At 68.6% G+C, this 21,508-nt stretch carries 23 protein-coding genes and 1 tRNA gene; 18 read left to right on the forward strand and 6 right to left on the reverse strand.

What is annotated here, in order from left to right:
• Positions 1–90: 90 nt before the first annotated feature.
• Positions 91–1,215: a TRAP transporter substrate-binding protein gene (locus E3D03_RS12205; RefSeq protein WP_263567189.1), complete on the reverse strand. Its 1,125-nt coding sequence runs from the start codon at positions 1,213–1,215 to the stop codon at positions 91–93.
• Between the two features lie 198 nt (positions 1,216–1,413).
• Here E3D03_RS12205 and nrdR point away from each other — a divergent pair, with 198 nt between their 5' ends.
• Together nrdR and ribD are read left to right on the forward strand one after the other, a co-directional pair.
• Positions 1,414–1,878, forward strand: a complete 465-nt coding sequence (gene nrdR, locus E3D03_RS12210; RefSeq protein WP_062560884.1) for a transcriptional regulator NrdR — start codon at positions 1,414–1,416, stop codon at positions 1,876–1,878.
• A 14-nt stretch (positions 1,879–1,892) separates the two neighbouring features.
• A complete protein-coding gene (ribD, locus tag E3D03_RS12215; RefSeq protein ID WP_263567228.1) occupies positions 1,893–2,897 on the forward strand; it encodes a bifunctional diaminohydroxyphosphoribosylaminopyrimidine deaminase/5-amino-6-(5-phosphoribosylamino)uracil reductase RibD in 1,005 nt (334 codons plus the stop codon).
• Positions 2,898–3,392: 495 nt separating this feature from the next.
• On the opposite strand, the gene E3D03_RS12220 is transcribed toward ribD, so the two are convergent.
• The 3 genes from E3D03_RS12220 to E3D03_RS12230 form a co-directional block, all read right to left on the reverse strand.
• Positions 3,393–5,387, reverse strand: coding sequence for a capsular polysaccharide biosynthesis protein (locus tag E3D03_RS12220; protein WP_263567190.1), 1,995 nt, complete (start codon positions 5,385–5,387; stop codon positions 3,393–3,395).
• A gap of 4 nt (positions 5,388–5,391) precedes the next feature.
• Entirely contained in the window at positions 5,392–6,513 is a 1,122-nt protein-coding gene (locus E3D03_RS12225; protein WP_263567191.1) for a polysaccharide biosynthesis/export family protein, read from the reverse strand.
• 154 nt (positions 6,514–6,667) lie between these two features.
• A complete protein-coding gene (locus E3D03_RS12230; protein WP_263567192.1) occupies positions 6,668–8,065 on the reverse strand; it encodes a capsule biosynthesis protein in 1,398 nt (465 codons plus the stop codon).
• A gap of 226 nt (positions 8,066–8,291) precedes the next feature.
• Between E3D03_RS12230 and E3D03_RS12235 the strand changes: the two genes are divergently transcribed.
• The 8 genes from E3D03_RS12235 to E3D03_RS12270 all read left to right on the forward strand — a co-directional run bounded on the left by E3D03_RS12235 (position 8,292) and on the right by E3D03_RS12270 (position 14,185).
• On the forward strand, positions 8,292–8,885 hold the full coding sequence (locus tag E3D03_RS12235) for a riboflavin synthase (protein WP_062560881.1): 594 nt from the start codon (positions 8,292–8,294) through the stop codon (positions 8,883–8,885).
• Entirely contained in the window at positions 8,885–9,451 is a 567-nt protein-coding gene (locus E3D03_RS12240; RefSeq protein WP_263567193.1) for a hypothetical protein, read from the forward strand. The genes E3D03_RS12235 and E3D03_RS12240 overlap by 1 nt, the downstream gene beginning before the upstream one ends.
• Positions 9,441–10,559, forward strand: a complete 1,119-nt coding sequence (gene ribB / locus E3D03_RS12245; protein WP_062560879.1) for a 3,4-dihydroxy-2-butanone-4-phosphate synthase — start codon at positions 9,441–9,443, stop codon at positions 10,557–10,559. Before E3D03_RS12240 ends, ribB begins: the two co-directional genes overlap by 11 nt.
• Positions 10,560–10,563: 4 nt before the next feature.
• On the forward strand, positions 10,564–11,115 hold the full coding sequence (locus E3D03_RS12250; RefSeq protein WP_263567194.1) for a 6,7-dimethyl-8-ribityllumazine synthase: 552 nt from the start codon (positions 10,564–10,566) through the stop codon (positions 11,113–11,115).
• A 2-nt stretch (positions 11,116–11,117) separates the two neighbouring features.
• On the forward strand, positions 11,118–11,618 hold the full coding sequence (gene nusB, locus E3D03_RS12255; protein ID WP_062560877.1) for a transcription antitermination factor NusB: 501 nt from the start codon (positions 11,118–11,120) through the stop codon (positions 11,616–11,618).
• A 101-nt stretch (positions 11,619–11,719) separates the two neighbouring features.
• Positions 11,720–12,025: a hypothetical protein gene (locus tag E3D03_RS12260; protein WP_263567195.1), complete on the forward strand. Its 306-nt coding sequence runs from the start codon at positions 11,720–11,722 to the stop codon at positions 12,023–12,025.
• A 420-nt stretch (positions 12,026–12,445) separates the two neighbouring features.
• Complete coding sequence (locus tag E3D03_RS12265) at positions 12,446–13,378, forward strand: YdiY family protein (protein WP_062560875.1); 933 nt, start codon at positions 12,446–12,448, stop codon at positions 13,376–13,378.
• Between the two features lie 327 nt (positions 13,379–13,705).
• On the forward strand, positions 13,706–14,185 hold the full coding sequence (locus tag E3D03_RS12270) for an MmcB family DNA repair protein (protein WP_263567196.1): 480 nt from the start codon (positions 13,706–13,708) through the stop codon (positions 14,183–14,185).
• Here the strand turns inward: E3D03_RS12270 and E3D03_RS12275 are convergent.
• Entirely contained in the window at positions 14,166–14,402 is a 237-nt protein-coding gene (locus E3D03_RS12275) for a DUF6324 family protein (RefSeq protein ID WP_018000457.1), read from the reverse strand. The two genes, E3D03_RS12270 and E3D03_RS12275, sit on opposite strands and share 20 nt — an antisense overlap.
• A gap of 113 nt (positions 14,403–14,515) precedes the next feature.
• On the opposite strand from E3D03_RS12275, the gene E3D03_RS12280 reads away from it, so the two are divergent.
• A tRNA-His gene (locus tag E3D03_RS12280) sits at positions 14,516–14,592 on the forward strand.
• A gap of 32 nt (positions 14,593–14,624) precedes the next feature.
• The gene (gene dusA / locus E3D03_RS12285; protein ID WP_263567197.1) at positions 14,625–15,635 is read left to right on the forward strand and encodes a tRNA dihydrouridine(20/20a) synthase DusA; all 1,011 of its coding nucleotides are present in this window, start codon (positions 14,625–14,627) and stop codon (positions 15,633–15,635) included.
• Here the strand turns inward: dusA and mazG are convergent.
• The gene (gene mazG / locus E3D03_RS12290; RefSeq protein WP_263567198.1) at positions 15,632–16,474 is read right to left on the reverse strand and encodes a nucleoside triphosphate pyrophosphohydrolase; all 843 of its coding nucleotides are present in this window, start codon (positions 16,472–16,474) and stop codon (positions 15,632–15,634) included. The genes dusA and mazG overlap by 4 nt on opposite strands.
• 323 nt (positions 16,475–16,797) lie before the next feature.
• Between mazG and yajC the strand changes: the two genes are divergently transcribed.
• From yajC to ccmB, 6 genes are read left to right on the forward strand one after another with little or no spacing between them, the layout of a single operon-like run.
• A complete protein-coding gene (gene yajC / locus E3D03_RS12295) occupies positions 16,798–17,130 on the forward strand; it encodes a preprotein translocase subunit YajC (protein ID WP_062560871.1) in 333 nt (110 codons plus the stop codon).
• A 17-nt stretch (positions 17,131–17,147) separates the two neighbouring features.
• Positions 17,148–18,812: a protein translocase subunit SecD gene (gene secD, locus E3D03_RS12300; RefSeq protein WP_263567199.1), complete on the forward strand. Its 1,665-nt coding sequence runs from the start codon at positions 17,148–17,150 to the stop codon at positions 18,810–18,812.
• Between the two features lie 12 nt (positions 18,813–18,824).
• On the forward strand, positions 18,825–19,820 hold the full coding sequence (gene secF / locus E3D03_RS12305) for a protein translocase subunit SecF (protein WP_062560869.1): 996 nt from the start codon (positions 18,825–18,827) through the stop codon (positions 19,818–19,820).
• Positions 19,820–20,176 (forward strand): Mth938-like domain-containing protein, encoded by a 357-nt coding sequence (locus E3D03_RS12310; RefSeq protein ID WP_062560868.1) that lies wholly within the window; start codon positions 19,820–19,822, stop codon positions 20,174–20,176. Before secF ends, E3D03_RS12310 begins: the two co-directional genes overlap by 1 nt.
• On the forward strand, positions 20,173–20,805 hold the full coding sequence (ccmA, locus tag E3D03_RS12315) for a heme ABC exporter ATP-binding protein CcmA (protein WP_062560867.1): 633 nt from the start codon (positions 20,173–20,175) through the stop codon (positions 20,803–20,805). Before E3D03_RS12310 ends, ccmA begins: the two co-directional genes overlap by 4 nt.
• Positions 20,802–21,458 (forward strand): heme exporter protein CcmB, encoded by a 657-nt coding sequence (ccmB, locus tag E3D03_RS12320; protein ID WP_062560866.1) that lies wholly within the window; start codon positions 20,802–20,804, stop codon positions 21,456–21,458. Before ccmA ends, ccmB begins: the two co-directional genes overlap by 4 nt.
• Positions 21,459–21,508: the final 50 nt, after the last annotated feature.

Here is a 21,508-nt window from a genome sequence, read left to right on the forward strand (position 1 = left end):
GGGGAGCGCCTGACGCGCCCCATCGAGGGGCGCGCCAGGCGCGGGGGGCAGAGCCCCCAAGGCCCCGCCTTACCCGTTGTCTTGCAAGGCTTAAATCTTGTCCGCGTTGCGCTGGCGCATCATGAACGTGTCATAGTTGTACTCGGCGATCTGCGTCCAGGTATAATAGTCGTGCCGGAACGCCTTGATCGAATCCCAGATCTTCTTGAACCCCGGATTCGAGCCGTCCAGCTCGGTATAGACCGCGTTCGCGGCCTCGAAACAGGCTTCCAGGATCTCGGGCGAGAAGGGCCGCAACTGCGCGCCCTCGGCCACCAACTGCTTGATCGCGGTGGGATTCTTGTAGTCGTATTTCTGCAGCATGTCGGCATCGACGCCCTGGCAGATCGACGTCACCAGCGACTTGTAGTTCTCGGGCAGGCTCTCCCAGGCCGTCTTGTTGAACATGAAATGGACGGTCGGACCGCCTTCCCACCAGCCGGGATAATAGTAATAGGGCGCGACCTTGACGAAGCCCAGCTTCTGGTCGTCATAGGGTCCGACGAATTCGGTCGCATCCAGCGTGCCCTTTTCCAGCGCCGGATAGATGTCGCCGCCGGCCAGCTGCTGCGGCACCACGCCCAGCCGCTCGAGAATGCTGCCGGCAAAGCCGCCGACCCGGAACTTGAGCCCCTTCAGGTCGTCCACGGTCTTGATTTCCTTGCGGAACCAGCCGCCCATCTGCACGCCGGTATTGCCGCCGGGCAGGGCGTGGATGTTCTTGTCGGCCAGGAATTCGTTGTAAAGGTCGGTGCCGCCGCCATGATAGGCCCAGGCGTTCATGCCCCGCGCGGACAGCGAGAACGGCACCGCCGATCCCAGCGCCCAAGTCGGATCCTTGCCGAAATAATAATAGCCGACCGTGTGGCAGACCTCGACGGAACCCTCGCTGACCGCATCGGCAGCCTGCAAGGCCGGAACCAGCTCGCCGGCGGCAAAGGGCTGGATGACGAACTTGCCCCCCGTCGCCTCTTTCAGCCGGCGCGACAGCTCGTCGGCGGCGCCATAGATCGTGTCGAGCGACTTCGGAAAGGACGAGGTCAGCCGCCATTTGATCTCGGGCATCTCCTGGGCGATGGCAGGGGCGGCAAGCGCGGTCCCGGCCGCCGCCGCCGCGCCGCCGACCGTGGCCCGGGTCAGAAAGCCGCGCCGGTCGAACTGGTTCTTGCTCTTCATGGTTTCCTCCGCTTGGCTCGGCCGGTCTCTCGGCCGATTGCGGCGCATGTTGCACCGCCCGCCGCGGCCTGTCGAGACGCGAGTGGCAGTGCCGGGCCCGCGCCGCCGCCCCCGATCTTGTGGCTGCATCATCGCACTACCCAAGCGGTTCGGGGGCGCCTATAGTGACGGGGGTTTTGGGCTTCAAGGAAACAAGGGATGCGCTGTCCGTTCTGCGGGAATGTGGATACCCAGGTCAAGGATTCGCGTCCGGCCGAGGATAACGTGGCGATCCGGCGGCGGCGGTTCTGCCCGGCCTGTGGCGGGCGCTTCACCACCTACGAGCGCGTGCAGCTGCGCGACCTGGTCGTGGTCAAGTCCAGCGGCCGGCGCGAGGATTTCGACCGCGCCAAGCTGGAGCGCTCGATCCGCATCGCCATGCAGAAGCGCCCGATCGACCCCGAGCGCATCGACCAGATGATCTCGGGCATCGTGCGCCGGCTCGAAAGCCTCGGCGACACCGACATTCCCTCGAAGGTCATCGGCGAGATCGTGATGGAGACGCTGGCCCGGATCGACACCGTGGCCTATGTGCGCTTTGCTAGCGTCTACAAGAACTTCCAGGCCGCCGACGATTTCGACAAGTTCGTCAGCGAGTTGCGCCCCGGCGGCGCCGAAGCGTGAACGACGCCCGTCCCATGCGGCACGCGCTGGCGCTGGGCCGGCGCGGTCTGGGCAATACCTGGCCCAATCCGGCCGTGGGCTGCGTGCTGGTGCGGGACGGCCGGGTGGTCGGGCGCGGCTGGACCCAGCCCGGCGGCCGGCCGCATGCCGAGGTCATGGCGCTGGCCCAGGCCGGCGCGGCCGCGTGCGGCGCCACCGCCTATGTCACGCTGGAGCCCTGCGCCCATCATGGCAAGACCCCGCCCTGCGCCGAGGCGCTGGTTCGCGCCGGCGTTGCCCGCGTGGTCAGCGCCCTGACCGATCCCGACCCGCGCGTGGCGGGGCGCGGCCATGCCATCCTGCGCGCCGCCGGCATCGCGGTGACGGAAGGCGTCTGCGCCGCCGAGGCGCGCGAAGCGCAGCGCGGTTTCCTGACCCGCATCACCGCCGGCCGGCCGATGCTGACGCTGAAACTGGCCGGCAGTTTCGACGGCCGCATCGCCACCGCCTCGGGTGAAAGCCAGTGGATCACCGGCGCGCAGGCGCGCCGCCACGTCCATGCCCTGCGGCTGAGCTATGACGCGGTGATGGTCGGCGGCGAGACGGCGCGTGCCGACCGGCCGGGCCTGAACGTGCGCGGCTTCGGCCCGGTCCGGCAGCCGGTGCGCATCGTGGTCTCGGGCCGGGCGTTGCCGGATTTGCCGGCCGAGGGGCCGGACCATGGGCCGCTGTGGCAGGTCTCGGGCGAACCGGCGGGTTTCATGGCCGAACTCGGCGCGCGCGGGCTGACCCGGGTGTTCTGCGAGGGCGGCGGCGTGCTGGCCGCGAGCCTCTTGCGTGCCGGGCTGGTCGATCAACTGATCGGCTATACCGCCGGCCTGGTGCTGGGCGGCGATGGTCGCGCCGGCGTCGCGGCGCTGGGGCTGCAGCGGCTGGCCGAAGCGCCGCGCTTTCGCCTGGTCGAGACGCGCCGGCTGGGCGGTGACATCCTGCATCGCTGGCTGCGCGCCGGGGATGATGGCGGGGATCGGCGCTCGTAACAGAGCTTCCTGATCTGATTTCGGCAGTCCAGAGAATTGTTACGGACGGAGGATCAGGCTCTTTCGCTCGATGGAAGCAGCTTGCGACCGCCGGTCTCGGGGCGGCATGACGCGACCTGCCGGCGAGCGAATGCTTCGCTGATCACGCGATCACGGGGCATCTGCAAGACGCTTGAAATTGCTCGAATTTCCTGCGGGCGGGCCTTGCCGAGGAAGATGCTTGCAAGCTGCTGGGTCGGGCGAGGCTCGGTCCTAGCGCATTGGCCCGGTCAGGTGCCGCCATTCTTCGGCCGCGCTTATCCGCACGAGCCGGTTCTGACCTCTCGAAGTCATGGCCTGGCGCATGAGCATCCGGCTTCCGACCTGTTCACCCTGCCAGACGCCGCCCAGCTTACCGTCGCGGATGAGGCCGCATGCAGAAGCCGTAGGAGCAAGCATCCGCACCTCCGCCGCTAGCATCACAGCAATGGTTCCCATCAGCGATCTCTATAACGGCTAGCGCCGCCACAGCCAGGCGTGGGTGCTGAGCGCGCCTTGGGCCTTGGCCAGGAGCCGGATCGAAGGCCCCGCCTGGCCGGCGAAACCGGGGTCGGTCAGGCGCGCCACGGCGGTTTCGGGCGGGCAGGGCAGGCGGCTCGGCGGATCGAAATAGCGCGGATAGGCGATCAGCGCGGCGTGGATCAGCCCGGCCAGGTCGACCCGCGCCTGGCGCCGCGCCGGCACCGGGCCCAGATCGCGTGTCAGCCCCCAGCCGGCATAGAAGGGCGCGCCCAGCGTGGTGACGGTGAGGCCGCGCAGCAACGCCTCGAAGCCCAGGGTCGAGGTCATGGTCCAGACCTCGTCGACCGCGGCCATCAGCGCATCGGCCCCGGCGTTATGGGCCACGACATCGGCCAGCCGGCGCATCTCGGCCTCGGGGATCAGGCCAGGACGAAGCCCGGCCTCGACATCGGGATGCGGCTTGTAGATCAGCACCGCATCGGGATTTTCGGCGCGCACCCGCGCCAGCAGCGCGAGGTTCGTGCGCTCGGCCCCGGCGCCAAGGCGGATCGAGGCGTCGTCCTCGACCTGGCCGGGGACCAGGATGCGCCGCCCCGCCGGCAGCAGCGGCAAAGCGCCCGAGAGGTTGTATTTCGTCACGCCCGCGCGCCGCAACTGGTCGGCCAAGGCCAAGGCGCGCTCGCGCCCGCCCGGCGGCAGCGGCTCGGCCATCAGCCGCTCGAACCGGCTTTCGCCGGTCGGGTCGTAGTAGATGCCGAGGTCGTCCGCGACCAGCGACAGCGGCGGCACCAGCGCCGCGCCAAGGCCGCGCGAGCGAATGAAACCGTCCTCGATCCGCAGGGCGGTGGGCACGGCGGCGGCACGGTTGGCCCAGGCCATCGTCACCCGCGGACCGGGCGTCGCGGTGAAGCGCACGCCCTTGCCGCTGCCGAAGAAGCGCGCGACGAAAGGCCGTTTCCACAGCCGGATGCCAAGCGCCAGGTGGCCGTTGCGGTCCTGGCGCCAGGCGCGGGCCTCGGCCTCGATCTGGCGCAGCGCACCGTCGAAATCGGTCAGCCGGTCCAGGCAGGGATCATACCAGACCGGCGCCCGCAGGTGGCTGGCCGCGAACAGCCCCTGGATCGGCGCCGGGCTGCGGCGCGCAAAGCGGTGCTGGTCGTCCGACAGGTCCCAGCCGGCATAGAAGGGCCGGCCGAAGATGCGCGGCCGCTGGCCGGCCAGCATCGCCTCATAACCAAGCTGCGAGGACCAGACATAGACCCGCGCCGCGCCCTGCACCAGGCGCCAGGGCGACAGGGCTGCGTCGCAGATCACCTCGCCCGGGCGCAGGTCGGCGGCGCTGAAATGGCCGGGGCGCAGACCGGCGCTGGTCTCGGGATGGGCGCGGATCACCAGCGGCAGGCCGGGGTTTTCATCCCGCGCCGCGGCCAGCATGGCCAGGAAATCGGCCCGGCCCGCCCCCAGCAGCGAGGCGTCGCCGCGGGTCTGGTCGATCACCAGCACATAGCCCGGCGCGGGCGGCGCCAGTTCCGGCAGGTGCGCATTGTATTTCGAGAGATCGGCCGCGATCAGCCGGGCGATGGCGGTGCCGGCGGCATCGTGCAGCGCGGCGGTGCCCGGAGCCTGCACCAGCGTCTCGATGAGCGAGGGTGCGCTGGGGTCGAAATGCAGCCCGACCGGGTCGATCAGCAGGCCGATGGGACCGCGCCGGGCGACCGGCCCGCGCGCCCGCCCGGGCAGGACCGAGCGCAGGAAGGCGTCCTCGACATGCACCAGCCGGGCGCCGCGCCGGGCGGCGACGCTGCGGCCGCGCCAGGCGGTCGGGCTGTTGCCCCAGATACCCACCGCATCGCCGGGGCCGGGCAGGCCCAGCCGCGGCACCCAGCCGGCCAGCGTCAGGATGCGGCGCAGGCGCGGCCGGGTCAGGAAACCGCCGTTGAATATGAAAAGCCGCCGGGTCTCCCCGGCGGCCTTGTCGTCAGGATCCATCCGCCTACCGGAACGAGCTGTCCACGGACCCGACCTGGCCGACCGGCGTCAGGATCGAGTTCAGCGTCTTCTGCCACTGCACGAAGGGCGCTTCGGTCACATAGACGGTGTCGCTGTCGCGGATGATGAAGTCGCGGGCCAGGAACATGCCGTCCGGCTTGGTCAGGTCCAGCACATAGGCGACGCGCTGGTTGCCATAGATGTCGTTGCGGCCCAGCACGGCGCGGGCGACCGCCTGCGGCTCGTCGCGCAGGATGAACACGCCCTTGGGATCGGCCAGGGTGGTGCTGAGGCCGCCGACCATGGCCACCGCCTCGATGGCATTGATCTGCTCATTGCCCAGCGGCACCTTGGTCTGGCCGCCAAGCGCACCAAGCGCGGTGAAGCTGCGCTCGTCCTCTTCGACCAGGATCACGTCGCCGGGGCGCAGCGCGATGTCGTTGCGGGCGTTGGAGTAGAGGTCGCGCAGCCAGACCTTGCCGCTGGAATTGCCGCGTTTCACGGTCACCACCGCGATCTCGGGCTCGATCGACACGCCGCCGGCCTTGGACAGCATCGAGGACAGCGTCCGGGTCGGACGCTCGATCGGGAAGACGCCCTGCGCGTTCACCTTACCCATGACCGAGACGGTGGCGCCGTCGCCGGCGACGCGCGTCACCATGACCTGCGGGTCGGGGGTCTGGCTTTCCAGCTTCTGCGTGATGATGCGGCGCAGCTCGTCGGGGCTGTTGCCGGCAGCGCGGATGCGGCCGGCATAGGGCACGAAGATATAGCCCTGGCTGTCCACCTGCAGTTCGGTCAGCGCGGTCGAGCTTTGCCCCATCGAGGCCAGCAGACCGTCATCGACGTTTTCCCAGATCTGCAGGCCCAGCACGTCGCCCGGGCGCACCTCGTCGGCGCCGACCTGGCCGGCGGCGCGGAAATCCGACGAGAAGCCATAGGCGGGCGAATAGTTCGCGGCGCGGTTCACCCGGTCGTCCACATTCACGATATGGGTGCTGCCGCCCTTTTCCACCGAGCCCGAGATGATCTCGTTCTTGGTCGGACCCGAACGCGGCAGGCCGCAGGCGGAAACCAGCAGAACCGCGCCCAGAACCGCCATCCGCGCCAGGCGCGAAGCGAACATGCCGGACCGAAGCGCGGCCGAACCACCACCATGGGCTGAAAAACTGACTTCGATCAAACTGTCACTCCTGTCCACTCGCGCGATTCCCGGATCGCCACGGTCTTTTGCGGCACGTTAGCCTAGCGGGTCCGGGTTTTCCATGTCTTTGGGCGCTTCACTCGTCCTTGTCGCCCATCTGTTGCCGATATTTGCCACGTCCGGCGAAAAGCGCCTGATAGGGATCCTCGGGTGCCAGCATCATGTCGACCACGATGCGCAGCGCATGGGCGCGCGAGCGGGCGGCGTAATAGCCCCCCGGCACCTGGCTGCTTTCCAGCAGGAAGTCGCGGTAGCGGCGATAGGCCACGGCCTTGGGCGGGCGCGGATCGTGCAGGAATTCCCCGAGGCTCTGGTCCGAGACGAGGCCGGGCTTGTCGAAGACCGCGCGGCCCATCGCCTTGACCGGCAGGCCGCGCCACAGCGCCTGCTGCGCCGCGGTCGAATTCACCGTCACCGCCGAACGCGCTTGGTTCAAAAGCCGCGCCAGCTTGCCGCCGCGCACGAAATGCACCCGTTCGGCGATCCCCAGCGCCAGCGCGCGGTCCTGGATGGCCTGGCGGATGCCGCCGCGGCCATCCTCGAGCGGGTGGGCCTTGAACACGATATGGTGGTGGCGCGGCGCCGAGCGGGCGAATTCGGTCAGAAGCTCGTCGGTGAATTCCGCCATGCGGGCATAGGGCGAATGGGCGACAAAGTTCGAATCGTGTTCGAGCTGCATCAGCACCAGCACATAGGGAAAGCCGCCACGCCGCACGGCCCCGGCCTCGCGCATCCGCGCCAGCGCGTCGACGGGCGTCAGCAGGAAGCGGCGCAGGTTCAGCCGGAATTCCTGGAAAACGCCGATCTGGCGATGCGTGCGATAGCCGGGATAGCGCTGGTTCGCCGCCAGCACGAAGAAATGGTAAAGCGCGCCATAGAACTTGTGCTGGCGCATGTCGCCCCAATGCGCGGGCGGGCGGTTCATTTCCCCGATGCGGTTGCGCAGCGCATTGCGCATCTCGCGCAGGGGGATGCGCATCAGCGCGGAATGGCCGTTCGAGCCGCCGCGTTCATAGGTGATCCAGAACGGGCGCAGATAGCCCTCTTCGAAGACATGCATCACCAGGTCGTGGCGCTGCGCCGCGGCGCGCGCGGCGGCATGGATCGGCCGCACGTCGCCATAGAGCACGATGTCGGTCACGCCCTTTTCGGCGATGATCCGGTCCAGGTGGTCGGCCCATTCCTCGGGCGCGCCGTGGTGGCGGATCAGATGCGCGGGGTCCGACCAGAAGAATTCGTCGCCGGCGTTGAAGCTGACGCGCCAGACATGGGCGCCGGTGTCGCGCAAGAGCGCGCCGACGCGGTCGAAGAACGGGCCATGCGGGCCTTGCAGCATCAGGAACACCCGCCTTGCGGCGGGCAGGGCGGCGGTCGAGGGCACCGCCGACAGCAACCGCCCGGAGGTTTCCGAGGGTTTGCTGCCCTGCGGGCGGGGTTGCGGCGCGGGGTCGCGCACGGTGCGGCTTGCGGTCATGGTCTCCAGCCGGTCAGGCTAGGGGTTGCGAACGAAACGGGGTTGAACTGGTTGTTTCAGGCGGACGCGCCACCGGGACCTGCATGCCCCGATTGCACCAAAAACCCGCGCTTGTCACGGGCTTTCCCGATTCTCGCTTAACGCCGGTTAACCGCTGTTGCGGCTTTGCTTGAAGATCGCGCGCCAAGGCTCTAGTTCTCGGGCAGCGGAAAACAAGGAGGCGCCGATGTTTACCGGCATCATCACCGATATCGGCGAAGTTTCGCGCGTCGAGATGCGCGGCGACATGCGGGCGCGGATCGCCTGCCATTACGCCATGGAGGGCGTCGATCTGGGCGCCTCGATCGCCTGCGACGGCGTCTGCCTGACCGTGGTCGAAAAGGGCCCCGACTGGTTCGACGTCGACATCTCGGCCGAGACGCTGTCCAGGACCAATATCGGCGCCAACGGCTGGGAAGCCGGCAAGCGGCTGAACCTGGAACGCGCGCTGCGGGTCGGCGACGAGCTGGGCGGGCACATCGTCTCGGGCCATGTCGATGGGGTCGCGGTCATCGAGGAAATGCATGACGAGGGCGACAGCACCCGCATCCGGTTCCGCGCGCCCGATGCGCTGGCGCGCTTCATCGCCCCCAAGGGCTCGGTGGCGCTGAACGGCACCTCGCTGACGGTGAACGAGGTCGAGGGCACCGCCTTCGGCGTCAACCTGATCCCGCATACCCAAGCCGTCACCACCTGGGGCCGGGCGCAGGTCGGTGATGCGGTGAACCTCGAGATCGACACGCTGGCGCGCTATGTCGCGCGGCTGGCCGAGGCGGGCTGATGGCCGGCATCGGCCATAACCGCGGGCCGGGCCAGGCCAGCGGCTTTCGCGCCCATTGCTGGCGCGTGGCCCGGCGCGAGCTTCTGGGCGAGCGCCTGCCGGTCGAGGTGGTGCGCATGCGGGTGCGGCGTGCGCGCGACCTGGGCCTCGATTACAAGACCTATGCCGGGGTGCGGGCGACGACCGGGCGCGACCTGGTGGCCTTTCTCTATTCCAGCAATGCGTTGGGGGTGTTTCGCCCCGGCCAGCCGGTCGGCGCGCGCGAATGCGCCCGCATCGCGGCCAGCGGCGCCGTGCCGCACCTGGGCTGCGGCCCGGGCCTTGCGCCCGAGGCGCTGCGGGTGCAGATCGGGGCGCATTCGGTGCAGGACCTGCCGCATTTCGGCGCCAGCTGGTCGGCGATGCGCGACAGGATGAAGGCCTGGCTGCGGGCGCAGGGCCTGCCCGGGGATGCGGTGCTGATGATCGGCGAGACCGAGCATGAGCGCGAAATGATGGCGGCCGGCGGGCTGGCGGGTTTCCTTGCCGGGCGGCGGTTCTTTGCAGGAGTTGCGGATGCAGTATGAAAAGCCCGGTGCGGTCGAGCGGGACTGGTCGGTGGCGATCTCGCCGACCGAGGAGATCATCAACGAGGCCCGCAACGGCCGCATGTTCATCCTGGTCGACCACGAGGACCGCGAGAACGAGGGCGACCTGGTGATCCCGGCGCAGATGGCGACGCCCGACGCGGTCAATTTCATGGCCACCCACGGCCGCGGGCTGATCTGCCTGTCCATGCCCGGCGCGCGCATCGATGCGCTGGGGCTGCCGCTGATGAGTTCGAAGAACTCCAGCCGGCACGAGACCGCCTTCACCATGTCGATCGAGGCGCGCGAGGGCGTGACCACCGGCATCTCGGCCCATGACCGCGCCCATACCATCGCGGTCGCCATCGACCCGACCAAGGGCGCGGCCGATATCGCCACGCCGGGCCATATCTTCCCGCTGCGCGCCCGTGAAGGCGGCGTGCTGGTCCGCGCCGGCCATACCGAGGCCGCGGTCGACATCTCGCGCCTGGCCGGGCTGAACCCGGCAGGGGTGATCTGCGAGATCATGAACGAGGACGGCACCATGGCCCGGCTGCCGGACCTGGTGGCCTTCGCGCAGAAGCACGGGCTGAAGATCGGCACGATCAGCGACCTGATCGCCTATCGCCGCCGCCACGACAACCTGATCGCGGAGCGCGGCCAGCGCGCGGTAAGCTCGGTCCATGGCGGCGACTGGATGATGCGCATCTTTGCCGACGAGACCTCGGGCGCCGAGCATATCGTGCTGACCAAGGGCGACCTGACCGCGCCCGGCCCGGTGCTGGTGCGCATGCATGTGCTGGACCCGCTGCACGACGTGCTGGGCATCGGCCGGGCCGAGGCGGGCACGCTGGGCGCCGCCATGTCGGCCATCGCCGGTGAGGGCAGGGGCGTCGTGGTGCTGTTCCGCGACCTCGAGCCGCGCCTGCCGCGCCAGGACGAGGTCAGCACGCACGTCCTGCGCCAATACGGGCTCGGCGCGCAGATCCTGTCGGCGCTGGGGCTGTCGGAACTGGTGCTCTTGACGAATTCGGCCCCGGTCAAGGTCGTCGGGCTTGACGCCTACGGTCTTTCGATCCATTCCACGCGCTCGATTCCGAAAGAGTGACGCAATGGCCGCCAGCATCGAACATTACCAATTGCCGCTGCCCCGCCTGGACGGCGCCCGGCTGCTGATCGTGGTCGCGCCCTATTACCGGCAGATCGCCGAGGCGCTGATCGCGGGAGCGCGGCAGGTCGCGGCCGATGCTGGCGCCACGGTGGACCTGGTCGAGGTGCCGGGCGCGCTGGAGGTGCCGACCGCCATCGGCCTGGCCGCGGCGCGCGGGCTCTATGACGGCTATGTCGCGCTGGGCTGCGTGATCCGGGGCGAGACGACGCATTACGACACGGTCTGCAACGACAGCTCGCGCGGCATCACCCTGTTGGGGCTGCAGGGCCATTGCATCGGCAACGGCATCCTGACGGTCGAGAATTACGAACAGGCCGCGGTCCGCGCCGACCCGGCGACCCAGAACAAGGGCGGTGGCGCGGCTGCGGCGGCGCTGCACCTGATCGCGCTGAAACGCGGCTGGGACCGGCAATCGCCGCGCGGCGACGCTCCCGGTGGCGCCCGCGACGTGATCCGCCTGGCCGGCGAGATCGACGGACCGAGGGGCGCCTGACCATGACCGACAAGAAAAGCCCCGCCGACCGCAATGCCGACCGCGCCGCCCGCCAGGCGCGTGCCGCCGCCGCCCGGCTTTATGCCGTGCAGGCGCTGTTCCAGATGGAGGCCGCCGGCACCTCCGCCGACCGCGTCCAGCGCGAATTCCTGAACTGGCGCATCGGCCGCGAGGGCGAGGACGACGATATCGTCTCGGCCGAAGCCGATGACGCGCTGTTTGCCCGCATCGTCGACGATGCCGTCGCCTGGCAGGCGAAGATCGACCAGATGACCGACCGGGCGCTGGTGGCGAAATGGCCGATCGACCGCATCGACCCGGTGCTGCGCTCGGTCTTTCGCGCCGCCGGGGCCGAGCTGGTGACGCCGAAGACGCCGCCCAAGGTAGTCATCACCGAATACGTCCGCCTGGCCCAGGCCTTCTTCGCCGAGGGGCGCGAGTCGAAATTCGTCAATGCCGTGCTCGACCACATGGCCCGCGAGGCGCGCCCGGACGCCTTCTGAGGGCGCCCGCCGCGGACATTGTGACGCGCCACGCATTTTCGGCTTCGGAAACGCCGGCCTTGGCGCTAGGATGGGCCGTCCCACCCCGCACGGAGAATGGCATGCCCAGGCTGGTCCGGCTTTATATCCTCAGCATCGCCATCGGCTTCGTGCTGGCGCTCGCCTTTACCGGGCTGCTTCTGGCGCTGGACGTGGCATCGCTGCGCCACCTGGTCTTCGCCACGCGCGGCGGCTGGATCGCCGTGCTGATGCTGGTCGTCTTCCACACCGTCCTGTTTTCCGGCGTGCAGTTCGGCATCCGCATCATGCTGATGGCCGGCGGCGACGGCCCGCGCGGCGGCTTGCGGCGGCCCCTGCGCCGCCACATCCCGGCGCTGGTCCCGTCCAGCGCGCCCAGTAAACGCTAGGCGCCCTCACGCCAGGATGACATTTTTGCGCCAGGACTGTGGACCTGGCGCAACAATTCCCGCAGCAAGGCAGCGAAAATCCGCTGCCTTTTTTTTGTGCAATCGGCCTCGCCGGCAGGGATGTTACCGCCCGTTAACCTTTCGTGAGCGCGACGGTGTCCTCCTACCTTCTGAAACTTGTGGATAAAGTTCGCTACAACCAAACGGCGATTTGGTTTCATCACGATTTCAACTGGTCCAATTTCCGCCGATGCTCGGGTTCCCTGCAATTTTCACGTTTTTGGGAGATCGGTTCACGTTTCCGCCCCCTCTTTATCCACCGGGCGGCTGGTTCTACCTCTGATGCAGCAGAGATGCTCGTGGTGCCGGAAGGCCGGGGCCACGGACACGGAACACGGTTCGGGAAAAGGACTGATCACGATGAAAACCCTTGCCTACCTCGCCGGCGCCACCGCCCTGGCTGCCTCCTTCGCGGCTCCTGCCTTTGCGCAGTCGGAAACCTCGGCCGGGGCCAATGCCGTCGGCATCACCCAAGTCAACGAAGACATGCGCGATGTCGAACGCGACGTCCGCGACGATTTCGCCCGTTCGGAAGACGCCTATCGCTTCGGCAATCCCGACCAGCGCCAGGGCACCTTCGGCTCGGTCGCGCTCAGCTACACCGGCTCGACCGGCAACAGCGAAAACCAGGACTTCAACCTGTCGGGCCGCCTGTCGCACAACCAGGGCCAGTTCTCGCAGTCGGTCGGTATCCTGCTTGAATACGGCGACAACAACGCCGGCAACAAGGACACCGAAAAGACCTATGTGATCTATGAAGGCATGTACAACTTCAATGATCGCTTCTACGGCTTCGCCCTGGGCCGCCTGGCTACCGACGCGCTGGCCGGCGACCCGATCAGCCTGTCCGACGGCGAAACCTTCGACTCGCTTGACGGCCGGCTGAAGCGTGACGCCTATTTCGGCGTCGGCCCGGGCTACCGCGTGATCAACACCGACACCACCGCCTGGCGCGTGCAGGCCGCCGTCGGCGTGCGCTACACCAAGGCCGTGGTCGCGACCGAAGATCCGCTGGATCCGCTGGACGGCACCATCGACTACGACTCGGATACCGATGTCGGTTACCTGCTGTCGTCGCGGTTCTACCACCGCATCAACGACAACTTCTTCGTGACCAACGACACCGACTATCTGACCTCGGACGCGAACGACACGATCACGAACGAACTGGGTCTGAACTTCAAGATGACCGAAGCCTTCGCGACTCGCGTGTCCTACAAGACCGAATACGTCTCGGACCGCAACATCCGCACCGACAACACGCTGGGCGTGTCGCTGGTCTACGGCTTCTAAGTCTTTCCCTCTCTCTCGTGACAACGGGGGCGGCCTTCGGGCCGTCCCTTTTCGTTTCCGGAGGGGGGAAAGGGCGGCGGGAACCGCAGCAACCGTGGCAGCGCTAGTTTCCCCGAAAGCCTGGATGTCCAGGTGGGAGCCGGATAACGGGACCAGGGCCCCGACAGAGCCAGCCCCCTCGGTGAAATTATAGGCCAGTGGAAAAAGAGGCCACACACGAGAAGAGCAGAAACCCGCCTGCGCCGAAAATAGGCGCCCGCGCCCCGCATCGCAAGGGCCGGCGGGGCCGGGCTTGCAAGATGTTGCCGTTTCGTTCATGGTTCGGCCATGTCACAGCAGTCCAGCGACGCCCAAACCGAGATCCTGCCCGCCAAGCCCGGCCAGCGCCTGCAGCGCGGCGTCGCGCGGATGCTGACCGGGCTGGGCCACGCCGCGCTTTGCGAATTCGTGCCCGTGGGCGGGTTGCGGGTCGACGTGATCTCGATCTCGCCCAAGGGCGAGATCTGGGTGGTCGAATGCAAGAGCTGCCGGGCCGATTTCACCGGCGACCGCAAGTGGCAGGGCTATCTGGAGTTCTGCGACCGCTTCTTCTGGGCGGTGGATACCGATTTTCCCGACGAATTGCTGCCGCAGGGCTCGGGGCTGATCCGCGCCGACAGCTGGGGCGCGGAGCTTTTGCGCATGGCGCCCGAATCGCGGCTGGCGGCGGCGCGGCGCTCGCGGCTCTTGCGCGACATCGCCCGGGTCTCGGCCGGCCGGCTCTTGTCGCTGACCGACCCGATGGGGGTCAGCGGCGCGGCTTTCTAGGCTTCTCGCCCTTGCCGGCGCCCGGCGAGGGCTGGCCCATGCTGCGCGCGGCCTCGGCGGCGGCCAGCAGTTCCTCGGCGATTTCCTCGGCTTCCTCGGGGTCGAAATCCAGCGGCAGGTCCACGCCCTCGGCCTCGACATAGATACGGACCATGCCGCGATCGGTGGGGCCGATCTGAAGATTCGCCGCGATTTCGCTTTCGCTGTTGATGCTCATGCTGCTCTCCTGCCGGCTGGCGCTTGGGTGCGGAATTTTTCCTTAACGCGCCTGTCAAAAACCGGCAAGTCGGGCTTGCGCAGCCGGGGCGCTGGCGATAGATACGCGCCTGTGCCGCCTTAGCTCAGCTGGTTAGAGCGCTAGATTGTGGATCTAGAGGTCCCCCGTTCGAGCCGGGGAGGCGGTACCACCGAAATCACCCCCGAAAGCAGCGCAGATATCATGGTCCCGGTCCAGAAACATGGCATCGTGGAGGCGGCCCGGCTTTCCGTGGCGCCGATGATGGATTGGACCGATAGCCTGTGCCGGCGCGTCCACCGGCTGCTGTCGCGCCGCGCGTTGCTTTACACCGAGATGGTGACCGCCCCGGCGCTGGTCTTCGGCGACCGGGCGAAACTGCTGGATTTCGACGCGGTCGAGCATCCGCTGGCGCTGCAGCTAGGCGGCTCGGACCCGGGCCAGCTGGCCGAGGCCGCGCGCATCGGCGCCGATTGGGGCTATGACGAGATCAACCTGAACGTCGGCTGCCCCAGCGACCGCGTGCAATCGGGCTGTTTCGGCGCCGTGCTGATGACCCGGCCCGAACTGGTCGCGGAATGCGTCGCGGCGATGATCGCCGCGAGCCCGGTCGAGGTGACGGTGAAATGCCGCATCGGCGTCGACGACCAGATCCCCGAGGAGGTGCTGCCGGCCTTCATCGCCCGCATGCGCGAGGCGGGCGTGCGCCGGCTGGCCATCCATGCCCGCAAGGCCTGGCTGCAGGGCCTGTCCCCGCGCGAGAACCGCGAGATCCCGCCGCTGGACTATGCGCTGGTGCAGCGCATGAAGCAGGCGTTTCCCGGGCTGCACCTGTCGATCAACGGCGGCATCGCCAGCCTCGACACGGTGCGCGAGCAGCTTCGGGTCATGGACGGGGTCATGGTCGGCCGCGCCGCCTATCACCAGCCCTGGGACATGCTGGGGCAGGCCGACCTGCTGTGGGACGAGACGCCGCCCTTCGCCGACCCGCTGGACGCGGCCGCCGCGCTGCGCGAACTGGTCGAGGCGCATCTGGCCGCGGGCGGGCGGCTGCACCAGGTCACGCGGCACATGCTGGGCCTGTTCCACGGCCGGCCCGGCGCGCGCGGCTGGCGCCGGCAACTCTCCGAGGGCGCCTCGCGTGCCCGCACCCCAGCCGAGGCGCTGGCGGTCTATGACGCCGCCCTGGCCGAAGTCGCCGCGCCGGCGGCCTAGGCCCGCTCGGCGGCTTTCGCCCGATCCCACAGCGCGTCCATCTCGGCCAGGTCGCTGTCCTCGGGGCGGCGGCCCTCGGCGGCCAGCGCGGCCTCGATGGACTGGAAGCGGCGGGTGAACTTGGCATTGGCGCCGCGCAGCGCCTCCTCGGGGTCGATCTTCAGGTGCCGGGCCAGATTCGCCATCACGAACATCAGGTCGCCGAACTCCTCGGTCAAATGCGCGTGATCGGCGCTATCGCGGGCCTCGACCAGTTCGCGGGTCTCCTCGACGAGCTTCACGAGCACATCCTCGGGACCGGGCCAGTCGAAGCCCACGCGGGCGGCGCGGTTTTGCAGCTTCACGGCACGGGTCAGGCCGGGCAGCCCCAGCGCCACCCCGTCCAACACGCCCTTTTCCGCCTTGGCGGCGCGCTCCCTGGCCTTGATCGCCTCCCAGTCGCGGACCTGCTGCTCGGCGGATTTGTCGCGGGATTCGTCGCCGAAGATATGCGGATGGCGGTCGATCATCTTGGCGGTGACCTTGTCGACCACATCGGCAAATGCGAACAGCCCCGCTTCCTCGGCCATGCGGGCGTGAAACACCACCTGCAAGAGCAGATCGCCCAGCTCGCCCGGCAATTCGTCCCAGGCCTCGCGGGCGATGGCGTCGGCGACCTCATGCGCCTCCTCGATCGTATAGGGCGCGATCGAGGCGAAATCCTGTTCGATATCCCAAGGGCAGCCGGTCTGTGGGTCGCGCAGCGCCGCCATGATCGCCAGCAGCCGGTCGATGCCGGTCCTGTCGTCCGCCTCTTGCACCAAGGCCGGATGGATCACCGGCGCCTTGTCGTCAGCCATTGTCGCCACCTCTCGCAGGACATGCCTGCCAGCCCTGCCACAGGGGCGCCCCCATGTCCACGCAAAGGGGGCTCTGCCCCCTCGTCGCTGCGCTCCTCACCCCCGGGATATTTCCACAAGAAAGAAGCCGGATGGACTGCGCGATTTCTTTCTTGTCCAAATATCCTGGGGGAGCGCGGAACGCGCGGGGGCAAAGCCCCTTTCGCGCGACGAATGGCGGCTTTGTCATGTCCCGCTTTCTTGCCATCCCGACGGGCCGCGGATAGGGTGCGCGCCAATTCCGCCGGGGGAGCGCCCGGAGAACTCAGGACAGGAAAGACTCGATGTTCGTGACCCCCGCATTCGCCCAAGCCGCCGGCGCCCCTTCTGCCGGTGCCAGCATCGCCTCTTTCGCGCCGCTGATCCTGATCTTCGTCATCATGTATTTCCTGATGATCCGCCCGCAGCAGAAGCGCATGAAGGAACATCGCGCCATGGTCGAGGCGCTGAAGAAGGGTGACGAAGTCGTGACCCAGGGCGGTCTGGTCGGCAAGGTCACCGCCGTGCGCGACACCGAGCTCGAGGTCGAGATCGCGCCGGGCGTCAAGGTCCGCGTCATCCGCTCGACCGTGACCGGGCTGGTGAACCGCACCCAGCCCGCCGCCGCCAACAGCTGAAGGCCGCAAGCACCGCCATGCTGGACATCCCCTTCTGGAAGCGTCTGCTGATCCTCGGCCTGGTCGCCGTCGGTCTGCTCTATGCCGCCCCGAACCTGTTCTACAACCGGGTCGAGCAGCATAACGACGCCATCGCCGCCGCCGAACGCAACGGGTTCGAAAGCCCCGAGGAGGCCCAAGCCCGGGCCGGCTGGCCGGGCATCCTGCCCTCGGGTCTGGTCAACCTCGGTCTCGACCTGCGCGGCGGTGCCCACCTGCTGGGCGAGGTGCATGTCCAGGACGTCTACAAGGCGCGCATGGACGGCATCTGGCCGGAACTGCGCGATGCGCTGGTCGCGCAACGCGACGTGGTCGGCGCCGTGCGCCGCGTGCAGGCCGAGGACGGCCAGCTTGCGGTCGAGATCGGCAATGCCGACCAGATGGCCAAGGCGGTCGAGATCGCCCGCGGCCTCGCCACCCCCGTCACCTCGCTGACCGGCGCCGGGCAGAGCGACATCGCCGTCTCGGCCCAGGGCAACCGGCTGATCGTGCAGCTGTCGGATGCCGAAAGGGCCGCGACCGACGACCGCACCGTGCAGCAGTCGCTGGAGATCATCCGGCGCCGCATCGACGAGGTCGGCACGCGCGAGCCGACCATCGCCCGCCAGGGCAAGGACCGCATCCTGATCCAGGTGCCCGGCATCGGCTCGGCCGAGGAACTGAAGCAGCTGATCGGCACCACCGCCAAGCTGACCTTCAACCCGGTGGTCAGCCGCACCGCCGATGCCAATGCCCGGCCCGGGCCCGGCAACGTGCTGCTGCCCTCGATGGACGAGCCGGGGGTGTTCTACGTCATCGAGGACAGCCCCGTCGTCAGCGGCGAGGATCTGACCAACGCCCAGCCCAGCTTCGACCAGAACGGCCAGCCGGCGGTCGATTTCCGCTTCGGCCCCTCGGGCGCCAAGCGCTTCGGGGCCTATACCTCGGCCAATATCGGCCAGCCCTTCGCCATCGTGCTGGACAACCACGTGATCTCGGCGCCGGTGATCCGGCAGGCGATCACCACCGGCTCGGGTCAGATCTCGGGCTCGATGGACGTCGATGCCTCGACCCGGCTTGCCGTGCTGCTGCGCGCGGGCGCCTTGCCCGCGAAGATGAGCTTCCTGGAAGAGCGCACCATCGGCCCGGAACTGGGCCAGGATTCGATCGACGCCGGCCGGCTGAGCTCGGTCATCGCGACGGCCGCGGTGGTGGCCTATATGGTCGCGAGCTACGGGCTGTTCGGGGTCTTCGCCTCGGTCGCGGTCATCATCAACGTCATCCTGATCCTGGCGGTCATGTCGATGATGGGCGCCACGCTGACGCTGCCCGGCATCGCCGGCATCGTGCTGACCGTCGGCACGGCCGTGGACGCCAACGTCATCATCTACGAACGCGTCCGCGAGGAATTGCGCGCCGGCAAGCGCATCGTGAAGGCCATCGACGACGGCTTCGGCGAGGCGATGTCGGCGATCATCGACGCCAACGTCACCTCGTTCATCGCGGCCATGGTCATGTTCTTCCTGGGCTCCGGCCCGGTCAAGGGCTTTGCCGTGACGCTGACCATCGGGCTGGTGACCTCGGTCTTTACCGCGATCTACCTGACGCGGCTGATGATCCTGTTCTGGCTGGAATGGCGCAAACCGAAGCAACTGGTTCTGTAAGGGGGCAGAAACATGGCATTCCGTCTGAAACTGGTCCCCGAAGTCACGAACTTCAACTTCTTCCGCTGGCAGTGGCTGACCTTCGGCATTTCGGCCGTGGCCATGGTGGCCTCGCTGGTCGTCGTGCTGGTCATGGGGCTGAACTTCGGCATCGACTTCAAGGGCGGCACCACCATCCGCACCGAAAGCAGCACCGCCTTCGAGGTCGGCGACTATCGCCAGGCGCTCGACGAGCTCGACCTGGGCGAGATCGCCATCACCGAGGTCTTCGACCCGAGCTTCGGCACCGAGAAGCATGTCGCGATGATCCGCATCGGCACCACCGACGCCACCGGCTCGGTCACGCCCGAACAGCTGAACCAGGTCGAGGCGGCGCTGAAGACCGTCGATCCGCAGGTCCGCTTCGCCGCGGTGGAATCGGTCGGGCCCAAGGTCTCGGGTGAGCTCATCAAGACGGCATTCTACGCCGTGGGCGCGGCGACCCTTGCGATCATGGCCTATATCTGGCTGCGTTTCGAATGGCAGTTCGCGCTGGGGGCCGTGGTCTCGATCGTGCATGACGTGCTGCTGACGGTCGGCATCTTCTCGCTGTTCCAGCTGAAGTTCGACCTGACCACCATCGCGGCGCTGCTGACCACGCTGGGCTATTCGGTCAACGACACGGTCGTGGTCTTTGACCGGCTGCGCGAGAACCTGATCAAGTTCAAGTCCATGCCGCTGATCGACGTGATGAACCTGACCGTCAACGAGACGCTGTCGCGCACGGTGATGACGGCGGTGACCACGGCGCTGGCGCTTGGCGCGATGATGATCTTCGGCGGCGACGTGATCCGCGGCTTCGTCTTCGCCATGCTCTGGGGCGTCTTCGTCGGCGCCTATTCCACGGTCTATGTCGCCAAGAACATCGTGCTGTGGCTGGGCGTCAAGCGCGACTGGACCAAGCCCGGCGCGAAGAAGGAACAGGCCCCGGGCGAGGACATCCCGGCCGCCTTCCGGGACGCGCCCTGATGGCGGTGATGACACCGACCGAATTTTCGGGGGCCGTGCCGGTGGACGGCTACGGCCCCGGCTTTTTCCGGGTCGGCGGCACGGTGCATCGCGGCGCCGTCATCGTCACGCCCGAGGGCGTGCGGCCCTGGGGCGGGCTCGAGGACGCCGCGGCGCTGCTGGCGCTGGCCGGTTCGGTCGACGTGCTGTTCCTGGGCATGGGGGCCGAGATCGCCTTTCCGCCGCGCGCGCTGACCCAGGCGCTCGAGGCGGCGGGGGTCATGGCCGAGCCGATGAGCTCGCCCTCGGCCGCGCGCAGCTACAACGTGACGCTGGCCGAGGGCCGGCGCGTCGCCTGCGCGCTGATCCCGCTATGAGCCTGCTCGCCGTCCGCGAGCTTGCCGTGGCGCGGGGCGGGCTGCGCGCCGTCGAGAACCTGTCCTTCGCCGTCGAACCCGGGCAGGTGCTGGTGCTGCGCGGCCCGAACGGCATCGGCAAGACCACGCTTCTGCGCACGCTGGCCGGGTTGCAGCCGGCCGTGGCCGGCACGGTCGAGGCCGCGCCCGAGACCATGGCCTATGCCGGCCATGCCGACGGGCTGAAGCCGGCGCTGAGCGTGACCGAGAACCTGGCGTTCTGGGCCGAGGTCTTTGGTCGGCGCGACATTGCCCCGGCGCTGGCGGCGATGAACCTGCGCGACCTGGCGGCGCGGCCGGCGCATGCGCTGTCGGCCGGGCAGAAGCGCCGGCTGGGGCTGGCGCGGCTGATGGTCACCGGCCGGCCGGTCTGGCTTCTGGACGAGCCCACGGTATCGCTGGACCGTGATTCGGTGGCGCTGTTCGCGGCCATGCTGCGCGCCCATCTGGGGCAGGGCGGCGCGGCGCTGATCGCCACCCATATCGACCTGGGCCTGCCCGAGGCCGTGGCCCTGGACCTGACCCCGTTCCGCGCCGGGCCGGCGCGGCGCGACACCCGCCCGGCCGGCTTCAACGAGGCTTTCGCATGAAGGCGCTGCTCTTGCGCGACCTGCGTCTGGCGACCCGCGCCGGCGGCGGCTTCGGCCTGGCGCTGGCGTTCTTCCTGATTACCTGCACGCTGGTGCCCTTTGGCGTCGGCCCCGAGGGCGGCACGCTTGCGCGCATCGCGCCGGGCATCCTGTGGGTGGGCGCGCTGCTCTCGTGCCTCTTGTCGCTCGACCGCATCTTCGCGCTGGATTTCGAGGACGGCAGCCTCGACCTGCTCGCCACCGCGCCGCTGCCGCTGGAGGGTGCGGTCGCGGCCAAGGCCTGCGCGCATTGGCTGGTGACCGGCCTGCCGCTGGCCCTGGCGGCGCCGGTCTTCGCGCTGCTTCTGCACCTACCCGGGCCGGCCTATCCTTGGCTGGTGGTCTCGCTGCTGATCGGCACGCCGGCGCTGTCGATGCTGGGCGCCTTCGGCGCGGCGGTGACGGTCGGGCTGCGCCGCGGCGGCCTGCTGATGTCGCTCCTGGTGTTGCCGCTTTACGTGCCGACGCTGATCTTCGGCGCCGAGGCGGTGCGGCGCGGCGCCGCGGGCGGCGATCCGCTGCCGGCGCTGATCTTCCTGGCCGGAGTCACGCTCGGCGTGCTGGCGCTGGTGCCCTTCGCGGCCGCGGCGGCGCTGCGGGTCAATCTGCGGTGATCGGGCCCGGGCTGCGACCGAAGCGCACTTGAGCGAAATGCGGGCACGGG

The sequence above is a fragment of the Paracoccus sp. DMF genome (assembly GCF_004407025.1).
GTDB lineage: Bacteria > Pseudomonadota > Alphaproteobacteria > Rhodobacterales > Rhodobacteraceae > Paracoccus > Paracoccus aminovorans_B.

What these genes read in the sequence shown, in the direction of transcription:
- ribB (WP_062560879.1), top strand. Translation starts at nt 9,441, where the DNA reads ATGCAGTATGAAAAGCCCGGTGCGGTCGAGCGGGACTGGTCGGTGGCG.
- E3D03_RS12260 (WP_263567195.1), top strand. Translation starts at nt 11,720, where the DNA reads ATGCCCAGGCTGGTCCGGCTTTATATCCTCAGCATCGCCATCGGCTTC.
- secD (WP_263567199.1), top strand. Translation starts at nt 17,148, where the DNA reads ATGCTGGACATCCCCTTCTGGAAGCGTCTGCTGATCCTCGGCCTGGTC.
- E3D03_RS12310 (WP_062560868.1), top strand. Translation starts at nt 19,820, where the DNA reads ATGGCGGTGATGACACCGACCGAATTTTCGGGGGCCGTGCCGGTGGAC.
- nrdR (WP_062560884.1), top strand. Translation starts at nt 1,414, where the DNA reads ATGCGCTGTCCGTTCTGCGGGAATGTGGATACCCAGGTCAAGGATTCG.
- mazG (WP_263567198.1), bottom strand. Translation starts at nt 16,474, where the DNA reads ATGGCTGACGACAAGGCGCCGGTGATCCATCCGGCCTTGGTGCAAGAG.
- dusA (WP_263567197.1), top strand. Translation starts at nt 14,625, where the DNA reads ATGGTCCCGGTCCAGAAACATGGCATCGTGGAGGCGGCCCGGCTTTCC.
- E3D03_RS12275 (WP_018000457.1), bottom strand. Translation starts at nt 14,402, where the DNA reads ATGAGCATCAACAGCGAAAGCGAAATCGCGGCGAATCTTCAGATCGGC.
- E3D03_RS12230 (WP_263567192.1), bottom strand. Translation starts at nt 8,065, where the DNA reads ATGACCGCAAGCCGCACCGTGCGCGACCCCGCGCCGCAACCCCGCCCG.
- secF (WP_062560869.1), top strand. Translation starts at nt 18,825, where the DNA reads ATGGCATTCCGTCTGAAACTGGTCCCCGAAGTCACGAACTTCAACTTC.
- E3D03_RS12205 (WP_263567189.1), bottom strand. Translation starts at nt 1,215, where the DNA reads ATGAAGAGCAAGAACCAGTTCGACCGGCGCGGCTTTCTGACCCGGGCC.
- E3D03_RS12270 (WP_263567196.1), top strand. Translation starts at nt 13,706, where the DNA reads ATGTCACAGCAGTCCAGCGACGCCCAAACCGAGATCCTGCCCGCCAAG.
- E3D03_RS12225 (WP_263567191.1), bottom strand. Translation starts at nt 6,513, where the DNA reads ATGTTCGCTTCGCGCCTGGCGCGGATGGCGGTTCTGGGCGCGGTTCTG.
- E3D03_RS12235 (WP_062560881.1), top strand. Translation starts at nt 8,292, where the DNA reads ATGTTTACCGGCATCATCACCGATATCGGCGAAGTTTCGCGCGTCGAG.
- ribD (WP_263567228.1), top strand. Translation starts at nt 1,893, where the DNA reads ATGCGGCACGCGCTGGCGCTGGGCCGGCGCGGTCTGGGCAATACCTGG.
- ccmB (WP_062560866.1), top strand. Translation starts at nt 20,802, where the DNA reads ATGAAGGCGCTGCTCTTGCGCGACCTGCGTCTGGCGACCCGCGCCGGC.
- ccmA (WP_062560867.1), top strand. Translation starts at nt 20,173, where the DNA reads ATGAGCCTGCTCGCCGTCCGCGAGCTTGCCGTGGCGCGGGGCGGGCTG.
- E3D03_RS12265 (WP_062560875.1), top strand. Translation starts at nt 12,446, where the DNA reads ATGAAAACCCTTGCCTACCTCGCCGGCGCCACCGCCCTGGCTGCCTCC.
- nusB (WP_062560877.1), top strand. Translation starts at nt 11,118, where the DNA reads ATGACCGACAAGAAAAGCCCCGCCGACCGCAATGCCGACCGCGCCGCC.
- E3D03_RS12240 (WP_263567193.1), top strand. Translation starts at nt 8,885, where the DNA reads ATGGCCGGCATCGGCCATAACCGCGGGCCGGGCCAGGCCAGCGGCTTT.
- yajC (WP_062560871.1), top strand. Translation starts at nt 16,798, where the DNA reads ATGTTCGTGACCCCCGCATTCGCCCAAGCCGCCGGCGCCCCTTCTGCC.
- E3D03_RS12220 (WP_263567190.1), bottom strand. Translation starts at nt 5,387, where the DNA reads ATGGATCCTGACGACAAGGCCGCCGGGGAGACCCGGCGGCTTTTCATA.
- E3D03_RS12250 (WP_263567194.1), top strand. Translation starts at nt 10,564, where the DNA reads ATGGCCGCCAGCATCGAACATTACCAATTGCCGCTGCCCCGCCTGGAC.